Annotated in this window: 7 protein-coding genes; 5 read left to right on the top strand and 2 right to left on the bottom strand. The window is 71.0% G+C overall.

Going from position 1 to position 9,031, the window contains the following annotated elements:
* The first annotated feature begins 214 nt into the window (after positions 1-214).
* Positions 215-463 carry a hypothetical protein gene (locus AB0A90_RS32970; protein ID WP_357255585.1) on the top strand — a complete coding sequence of 83 codons (249 nt, stop codon included), beginning with the start codon at positions 215-217 and terminating at the stop codon, positions 461-463.
* 20 nt (positions 464-483) lie between these two features.
* Here AB0A90_RS32970 and AB0A90_RS32965 read toward each other — a convergent pair whose 3' ends face one another.
* A complete protein-coding gene (locus AB0A90_RS32965) occupies positions 484-2,298 on the bottom strand; it encodes a VanW family protein (protein ID WP_357255583.1) in 1,815 nt (604 codons plus the stop codon).
* A gap of 181 nt (positions 2,299-2,479) precedes the next feature.
* Between AB0A90_RS32965 and nudC the strand changes: the two genes are divergently transcribed.
* From nudC to AB0A90_RS32950, 3 genes are all read left to right on the top strand, one after another.
* Positions 2,480-3,397, top strand: a complete 918-nt coding sequence (gene nudC / locus AB0A90_RS32960) for an NAD(+) diphosphatase (RefSeq protein WP_357255581.1) — start codon at positions 2,480-2,482, stop codon at positions 3,395-3,397.
* Between the two features lie 341 nt (positions 3,398-3,738).
* The gene (locus tag AB0A90_RS32955; protein ID WP_357255580.1) at positions 3,739-4,362 is read left to right on the top strand and encodes a DUF6230 family protein; all 624 of its coding nucleotides are present in this window, start codon (positions 3,739-3,741) and stop codon (positions 4,360-4,362) included.
* 77 nt (positions 4,363-4,439) lie between these two features.
* The gene (locus AB0A90_RS32950; protein ID WP_357255579.1) at positions 4,440-5,888 is read left to right on the top strand and encodes a DUF6114 domain-containing protein; all 1,449 of its coding nucleotides are present in this window, start codon (positions 4,440-4,442) and stop codon (positions 5,886-5,888) included.
* 62 nt (positions 5,889-5,950) lie between these two features.
* On the opposite strand, the gene AB0A90_RS32945 is transcribed toward AB0A90_RS32950, so the two are convergent.
* Positions 5,951-7,621 carry a DUF885 domain-containing protein gene (locus AB0A90_RS32945; RefSeq protein ID WP_357255577.1) on the bottom strand — a complete coding sequence of 557 codons (1,671 nt, stop codon included), beginning with the start codon at positions 7,619-7,621 and terminating at the stop codon, positions 5,951-5,953.
* Between the two features lie 131 nt (positions 7,622-7,752).
* Here AB0A90_RS32945 and AB0A90_RS32940 point away from each other — a divergent pair, with 131 nt between their 5' ends.
* On the top strand, positions 7,753-8,757 hold the full coding sequence (locus tag AB0A90_RS32940) for a DMT family transporter (RefSeq protein WP_357255575.1): 1,005 nt from the start codon (positions 7,753-7,755) through the stop codon (positions 8,755-8,757).
* Positions 8,758-9,031: the final 274 nt, after the last annotated feature.

The raw sequence follows: 9,031 nt of genomic DNA, 5'->3' as shown, positions 1-9,031 counted from the left end.
GGCAAGGTCACGCTCGAACCAGGATGTCGTGCTGTCCCCGACGTGCTGACCCCACTACAACCAGGATGTTGCGCGACCCTGCGGCCTGCGGCCGGTCTTGCCCAAAACCGAACAGCCGCCAGGCGTCGACGTGTTGCCGCACGTGCCGACATCGGCGCAGCTGGCCGACACCGGGGCACCGGCGAGGGCTGAGGCTCGCCGCTACGCTCAGCGGGTGGGCGACGCGCTGATACTCCTGGTCTTCTCCGGCTGCGTGGCAGCGATCCTGGGGATCCTGTGGTGGCTGGCGTCCCGGGTACGGCGCCGCGGTATCGGTGGTGAGGTCATGGGCCCGTTCGAGGAGATCTGGCATCCGGCCGCACACCGTTTCCGTGCCGAGATCCGAGTGCAGGACGCACGGGTGGTGCCCATGCCACCGCAGGGTGGCCGGCGCCACGGCCAGGGCCGTGACGCCGGCGAGTAGACCTCGGAGCGGGTGCGACGTCAGGAGGGCTTGGGCCCGCAGACGTAGCGGGGTTCCGCGTCGTAGCGCCAGGTGAACTTCTCCCGCTTGACCACCGCGCCGTCCTTCTTGATGACCCGGAAGGCGTCCTGGGTGAAGCCGTTGATGCCATTGGTCGCGATGCACGAGGGACCGGGTTCCAGGTGGATCAGCTTCGGCGTGGTGATGTTGCGACGCGGCCCGTACTCCGTTTTCACGCTGTCGTAGATCTTCGTGCTCCAGATCGACACGGTGATCGTGCTCGACGTGTACGAGGTGTCGATGAGGACGCCGTACTCCGTGTTGTTGCGGAATTTGAAGTCCAGGTCCGGCCAGAAGATCGTCGACTCGATGACCGCCGGGTAGCGGTCGAACCAGTACGAGTGGGGCTTGTGCTCGACGTCCTCCAGTCCGGCGTAGTACGTCGCGTTGAACAGCGTGGTGGTGAACTGTGAGGTACCGCCGCCGACACCCGGCACGAGCTTGCCGCCGAGGATGACCGGAGCGTCCCGGTAGCCCTGGGCGTAGCCGCGCTCGCCGGTGTGACCGTTCAACGAGAACGTCTTCCCGGGCAGGACGACAGTGCCGTCCACCTGCTTCGCGATGGTCGCGATGTTCTGGCTGCGCGACGAGGCCATACCGCCGGTGAAACGGGTGGTGAAGGTGGACACCCGCTCCTTGATGCCCAGGCCGGCCAGCTTCTCCGCGGTCAGCTCCGGCGGCGTCGGCTTCAGCTCGCCGGTCACCTCGCGGCCGTCCGCCTTCGGCAGGACCGCCAGCAGGTCCCGACCCAGGGCCGCGGTGTCCAGCTGCTGACCAGGTCGCCCATCCTTGGTGGTGGGCCGCCCGCCGGCGATGGCCATCGTGGCGTTCTTCGGTGGCGCCTCAATGGCGGCCAGGCCGTCGCCGAGCGCCGCCCGCAACCGCTTGACGTCCACCGACGGAGTCAGCTTGCCGGCCTTGTCGGCCGTGAATCGCAGGCTCTTCGCGATGGCGGCGGGCGGGACCTGCACGGAACCCTTGTCGGTACGCAGGATGACCGGTTTGGCGACCGCAGGCTTGGCCAACTCGGTGACCAGCCGGTCCAACTCCTCCGGGGTGGTCGCCGGGTGGCTCTCCACGAGTGGCACGGTGACCGGGGTGCCGGCCAACCAGCCGGCGCGCACCACCTCGGCCGAGCGTTGCGGTTCCAGGCTCAGCCCCGGCTTGGGCTGCACGACCTTCGGCGTGGTGCCCTGGTAGGTGATGGCCGGCATCGTCATACCCCGGGCCTGGTTGCCGAGCACCTTACGGAGCGCGTCGTCCAACCGGTCCACGTCGACGGTGACCACCGGGTCGACCGTGCGGGAGCCGACCAGGCGGCTGACCGCGTGCGCGTCGGCGGCAGCCGCTGCCGCGACGGTCGCCGGCACGTCGACCGCCAACCCCACCTCGGCCGGGTTGATCTCGGCGGTCCGCCCGTCGACAGTGATCTTCAACGGGCCGGCTAGAGCCGCCGCCCGCCGGTCCAGCTCGGCCCGCAACTCCCGGTCGGCGTCCGCGCGGCTCCGGCCACCCAGTTCGGTGCCGAGCACGGTGGTGCCACGAGGAACGTCACCGGCGTACGCCCAGGCGCCGGCACCCGCCACGGCGGCGAGGACGCCACCGGTGACACCGGCGGCGAGCAGCATCCGTACCCGGCGGGGCCGGCTCGGGCCACCCTCCGGCTCGCCCGGGGCGGAGGTCGTCACCGAACCGTCGTCCGGCCAGGTGACCGCGGTGACCTGCACGGTGGGCCGGTCGTCGGCGGGGGGACTGTTTTCGCCGTACAGCGTCACTGCAACCTCGATCGCCAGGGTGCCGCGGGAGGTACGCCCTCCCGGAGGCACCTACGGTAACCAATACCCGGCCGTCCCTGCGGTTGCGCCCATCCGGTGCTGCTGGCGCGTGTCGCCCGGCGTGTCGTCGGGGCGCGGGGGCGGTGCCGGCGGCGAACCGCAGACGTGGCACGGTGACCGGGTGGACACTGCGGAGCGGGTGTTGGCGTACGGCGGCGGTTGGTTGGACCGGGCGGGTCCCCTGCGCACCGATCCGGCCCGGTTGAGCGCGCTGCTCGCCGAGTCGGGCACCGTGGTGTTGGCGCTGTGGCGGGACCGCTGTCTCGTCGACGCGGACGGGCCGGTCCGGCTCAGCGCGGAGCGGGCTGCGCTCGTCCGGTCCGCCGCGGGTGAGACGGTCTTCCTGGGGCTCGACGGTGACGTGGCCACGTTTGCCGTGGACCTGTCCGCACTCTCCGAGCGGGCCGCCGTCGAGATGGCCGGTGCGGCACGTTCCGTCGACGTGCGGGCCCTGGTCGGGCGGCTCGAACCGGGTGACGCGGCCGTCCAGGCGTACGCCCGGGGTTTGTTGCACTGGCATCGGCAGCAGCGATACTGCGGGGCGTGCGGGTCGCCGGCCGTCGCGGACGGCGGCGGACACATGCGCACCTGCACCGGCGGTGACTGCGGGCGTCTCCTCTTCCCCCGGATCGAACCGGCGATCATCGTGCTGGTCGAGGCGCCCGGCCCACCGGGTCGGTGTCTGCTGGCCCGGCACGCGGGCGCGGCCGAGGACGCGTTCTCGACGCTGGCCGGCTTCGTGGAGGTCGGCGAGAGCCTGGAGGACGCGGTTCGTCGGGAGATGGCCGAGGAGGCGGGCGTGACCGTCACCGACGTGACCTACCAGGGGTCGCAGGCGTGGCCGTTCCCCGCCGGCCTGATGGTGGGCTTCCGGGCCACCGCCACGTCCGACGAGGTACGCGTCGACGGTGAGGAGTTGCTGGAGGCGCGCTGGTTCACCCGGGCGGAGTTGCGGGAGCGGGTGGCCTCCGGCCGTACGCTCGGGCGGGTGGACGCCATCGACCACCGCCTTCTCGAGGACTGGTTGGCCGGGGTCTGACCGGTTGGACCGCTCCTGAGCTGCGTCAAACCACCCGCTGCGCGGTCGTTACATTATTGTAATCGGGCGATGTCTCGTCACGCTCCGCAGCAGTTCCGGCGAATCGCGCCGCTCTCCGTCCTTTTTGCCTTCTTTATCGACGGCTTCCGCAACCCAGCGTGATGCGGTGCCGGTGTCGACGCGGGCCTCTATTACTGCCCGGTAATCGGGGGGTTGTGACCTACGCCCCAACGGGTGCACCATCAACCCCGATCGTTACCCGCCGGTAACAGTGCCGAGCCCGGCACGGGGCCGCCAGTTCGTCACCGGCAACCGCGCGCATCCACCTCGAGGAGGAACCCGTGCAGGATCGGTTGAACAATCAGGGTCGTACCCGGTGGCGGCGGTTCGCCGCGATGGCGGTACCCGCCACGGCCGCCGCGGGCGCCATCCTGTTCGGAATGTCGACGGGCGCGATCGCGTCCGACATCACGGTCTCCGGCCAGACCTTCAAGATCGGCGCCGAGCGCCTCGAGGGTGACGGCTTCAAGCAGTACGGCGGCATCGTCCGGGAGAAGGGCAAGGACGGAAAGGCCGGTCAGGTCCACCCGATCGCGCTCTCCGAGATCAGCAGCGCCGAGTTGTACAGCCTCTGCCAGTCCGTCCGCGCCGACCTGCCGGGCCTGCCGGTGGTGCTCACCATCAACGCCGGTGAGGGCAAGGAGCCCGCGCGGGCCAAGGACCTGCTGATCGCGATGGACTCGCTCAACGGCAACGCGACCTTCACCAACATCAAGATCGGTCGGGACGCCACCGACCTGAACCCGACGGCGCAGGCCGGCTCGTTCGGCCAGAACTCCGACCACGTCACCATCACCAACCTGCAGCAGGTGTCCCGCTACACCACGGCGGCCACGTTCAACCTGGTCGGGCTTCGACTGAAGGTCAACGTGGGCGACGACGCCAAGGGCAAGGAGTGCTTCTGAGGTGAGCCGAGGCCCGCGGCGCGCCACCGCCGCGGGTCCGGCCCGTGTCCGTTTCCCCGCGTGGCCAGGAGGAGTACGTGACAACCGCGAACCCGTCCCACGCCCGGCCCGGCGGTCCGGCTCAGGCGTGGCGGCTCTTCCGCCGATGGCGGCGCAGTCGACCGTTCTACGGTGGCCTGCTCACCGCCCTGGCCGGGCTGGAGATGTTTGCGTCCACCCGGATGACCCTCAACGGCCTCAGCTTTCACAGTGGGGCGAGCGGCCTACTCTCGCTGCTGATCCCGGTCATCCTGGTCACCTGCGGTCTGCTGCTCTGGTTCACCCCGGCGCAGCGCCTGTTCTACTCGGTCGTCGCGGCGGTCACCGCGGTCTACTCGCTGATCGGGCTCAACCTCGGCGGCTTCTTCGTCGGTCTGCTCCTCGGCATCGTCGGCAGCGCGCTCGCCTTCGCCTGGACGCCGGCCACGCCACCGGCTGGCGATGAGCGGTCGGCTGGTGGGCTTGGCGGCGTCGAGTCGGCTGACGATGAGCGGTCGGATGCCGAGCCGGCTGGCGTCGAGCGGGCCGTTCTCCCGACGACGGCCCAGGTGGCCGACGACGGCGAGCCGCCCGCGCGGCCGGGACCGTCGACTGACCCCCACCGGACGTACGGCATCGTTCTCGTGGTGCTCGGCCTGGCCGCGGGTGGGCTGGCGATCCAACCCCGAGTGGTGCGAGCCGCCCCGAGCCGGCCGGCGGCGACCGCCTGCCCCACCCCGTCCCGGGAGGCCAGCCCGTCGCCCAGCCACACCCCGGCCACACCGACCCCGAGCCCGGACGGCAACGTGGTCACCGACCTCCTGGACGGCATCGGTGATCTGCTGGGTGGTGGGCGCCGCGAGGAGCCCTCGACGAGCCCGGCCGCCCCGCCCACTCTGGGACCGACCGGCACCCCGACGGACGGCCCCGGCAACTGCCCGCCGCCGGCCCCGGGCGGGCCGGGCACGGCGACCCCCGAGGGGCCGGGCGGACCAACCCCCGACCGGCCGGGTACGCCGAACCCCGACAGGCCGGGCGCGGTCGAGCCGGGCAAGCCGCTGCCGCGCATCGCCGCCGATCCGACCCTGCCGACGGTGGCGCAGACGCCCTCCAAGCTCACCGGATCGTCGGTCCGGATGACCGGGCTGCGGTTCGAGGGAACCACCGACCTGCGTACCGTCAGAGGCGACCTCAAGGTGCTGAAGTTCAGCATGCGTGAGGCGGTGACCGACGACTTCCTGCTCAGCGCCGACGGCCCCGCTGGGCGCAACCAGCGTTACGCGACCGACCGGCTGACCGTCAGCGGAGACGTGGCGTTCTACGCCACCCGGTTCGTCGGCCGGCTACTCGGCATCAAGATCACCCTGACGCCGGATCTGCCGCTGCCGGACGGTGTGCCGGTCACCTCGCCCATCCCGATCACGTTCACCGACCCGGTCATCGACCTGGCGTACGTCACAAGTGACACGCTGACCGCCCGACCGGCGTTGGCGCTGACCCTCGGCTGAACGGGCACGGCGGGAAGCGCCGGCGGTACGTCGTACCGCCGGCGCTTGAAGCCTTTGCTGGCTCAGAGCCGGGCCAGCGCCCGGCGCAGCGGGTCGAGACCCAGCGCGCCCAGGTCCAACGCCTGGCGGTGGAACTCCCGCAGGTCGAAGTCGGCGCCCTTGCGGGCCTTGGCGTCCTCGCGGGCCTGGAGCCAGATCCGCTCACCCACCTTGTACGACGGAGCCTGCCCCGGCCAACCCAGGTAGCGGTTCAGCTCGAAGCGCAGATTCTCGTCCGGAACCCGGCAGTGCGCCCGCATGAACTCCCAGCCCAGCTCGGGCGTCCACCGCTCGCCCGGGTGGAAGCCGAACGGATTGTCCTTGGGGATCTCCAGCTCCAGGTGCATGCCGATGTCGACGATCACCCGTGCCGCGCGCATCGCCTGGCCGTCGAGCATGCCCAGTTTGTCGCCCGGGTCCTCCAGGTAACCCAGCTCGTCCATCAGCCGCTCCGAGTAGAGAGCCCAGCCCTCGCCGTGCCCGGAGACCCAGCAGAGCAGCCGCTGCCAACGGTTGAGCAGGTCGGCGCGGACGGCGGTCTGCCCCACCTGGAGATGGTGACCGGGCACGCCCTCGTGGTAGACCGTGGTCACCTCTCGCCACGTCGAGAAGTCGCTGATGCCCTGCGGCACCGCCCACCACATCCGACCCGGGCGGGAGAAGTCCTCACTGGGGCCGGTGTAGTAGATCGCGCCGTCGCTGGTCGGGGCGAGGCAGCACTCGATGCGCCGGACCTGCTCCGGGATGTCGAAGTGGGTGCCGTGCAACTCGGTGATCGCCTTGTCGGCGAGGGCCTGCATCCAGTCCCGGAACGCCTCCTTGCCCTGGATGGTCCGCGCCGGGTCGGCGTCCAACCTGGCCACGGCCTCGTCGACGGTGGCACCGGAGCCCGCGATGCGTCCCGCGACGACCCGCATCTCCGCCTCCAGGCGGGCCAGCTCCGCGAAACCCCAGGCGTACGTCTCGTCCAGATCGACCTTGGCGCCGAGGAAGTACTGCGAGGCGAGCTCGTAGCGCTCCCGGCCAGCGGCCTGCTTGTCCCGCCCGTGCGGGGCCAGTTCGGTACGCAGGAACTGGCCGAACTCGGCGGTCGCCGCGGTTGCCGCCGCCGCGCCCCGCCGCAGTTCCGCGCCGAGCGAACCCTCAGCGCCCAGCCGCTCGACCAGCCCGTGGAAGAAGTTGTCGCCGGTCGGGTCGACCCAGATGTCGCACTGCTTGGCCACCTCGACCAGCTGCACCTTCGAGCTGACCTGACCGGAGGCGAGCGCCTCACGCAGGGTGGTCTTGTAGCCGTCCAGCGCGGCGCCGAAGCCGTTGAGCCGGGCGGCGATGTTCGCCCGATCGTCGCTGGTCGCGGTCGGCATCAGGTCGAACACCATGCGGATCTCGTGCAGCCCGCTTTCGATCACGCTGATGCCGCTTGTCGTCTCGCCGGAGTCGTACCGGGCCAGGTCCAGGCCGAGCCGTTCCTGCATGGCCTCCTTGGCGATCCGCTCGGACTCGGTCTGCGGCTCGGTCACCTCAAGCTCGGCAAGCGTCCGGCGGGTGAGGTCCGCGCGCGCCCGGTAACCCTCAGGTGAGAGATCGTCGAGTTGGTCTTCATGGCCGGCGATGCCGACGAAGGTCGCGCCGGTGGGGCTCAACGGCGCCCACTCGGCCACATAACGGTTGGCGATTTCATCGATTCGTCCCACGCAGCGACCCTACGTGACCACCCCGCCCTCGTGTCGACGACGTTTGGCGTGTTCAGACCACTGACGTGACGAGCGGCGCAACGGCCGAAAGGCGCGCGACTTTGTCGGAGGGGTCCGGCAGAGTGTCAGGGGTGACTGCCGATACCACTCCTGACAAGGCACCGGTTCGCGCCTGGCTGCCAGGCTTCGTCGCCCTCGCCGTGATCTGGGGTTCCAGCTTCCTGTTCATCAAGGTCGGGGTGGCCGAGCTGCACCCGGTCCAGCTCACCCTCTACCGGGTCGTCGCCGGTGCGTTGACCCTCTTGGTCGTCCTCGCCGTGCTGCGCGACCGGCTGCCTCGCGAGCCCCGGATCTGGGCGCACCTGACCGTCGGCGCCGCGTTCGGCGTGGCCGTGCCGTTCACCCTCTTCGGCTACGGCGAGCAGCGGGTCGAGTCGATGCTCGCCGGGATCTGGAACGCCACCACGCCCCTGATCGTGCTGCCGCTGGCGGTGCTCGTCTTCCGCACCGAGCGGCTGACCGTGCGCCGCGCGATCGGGCTCGGCCTCGGCTTCCTCGGGGTGCTCGTGGTGCTGGGGGTCTGGGAGGGCATCGGCGGTGCGCACTTCACCGGGCAGTTGATGTGCTTCGGCGCGGCCGCCTGCTACGGCGTCGCCATCCCGTACCAGAAGCGGTTCGTCGCCGGCAGCTCCTACTCCGGCCTGTCGCTCTCCGCGGCGCAACTGCTGCTGGCCGCCGTGCAACTGGCCATCGTCACCCCGTTCGTCGCCGGCCTGCCGCCGCTGCCCACCGAGTTGTCCGCCGGGGTGGTCGCGAGCGTGCTGACCCTCGGCGCGCTCGGCACGGGGCTCGCCTTCGTCATCAACATGCGCAACATCCGGGTGGCCGGCGCGAGCACCGCGTCCACCGTCACGTACCTGATCCCGATCTTCGCGGTGCTGATCGGAGCCATGGCGCTCGACGAGCGGCTCAACTGGCACCAGCCGGTCGGCGCGCTCATCGTGCTGCTGGGGGTCGCGGTCGCGCAGGGCGCGTTCGGGCGCCGGAAGTCCCGCCCGGTGGTCGGTGTCGGTGCTCCCGCCGCCCCAGCCGCCGAGCCCACCGCCACCCCCGCCGCCGAGCCCGCCCACCACTGACCGGCCCGGCCCGGCTCCGCGCGGCGCGTGATCGACTCGGCCCGGCTCCGCGCGGCGCGTGATCGACTCGGCCCGGCTCCGCGCGGCGAGTGATCGACTCGGCTTCATTGGAGTCGGGGTGTCCAAGGCAGTAGGACAGGCCGATTTCCTTGAAGTCGAGTCGATCAAGACCGAGCGGCCGGTCGGGCGATCTGCGCCGAGCGGCCGGTCGGGCGATCTGCGTTGAGCGGCCGGGTCGCCGGGCGAGCAGAGCCGCCGTGGTTGGACGCGACGT

Source organism: Micromonospora sp. NPDC049204 (assembly GCF_040647935.1).
Taxonomy (GTDB): domain Bacteria; phylum Actinomycetota; class Actinomycetes; order Mycobacteriales; family Micromonosporaceae; genus Micromonospora.
Note: the sequence above shows the minus strand (reverse complement) of the source record. Positions and strands in the feature narration are given on the sequence as shown.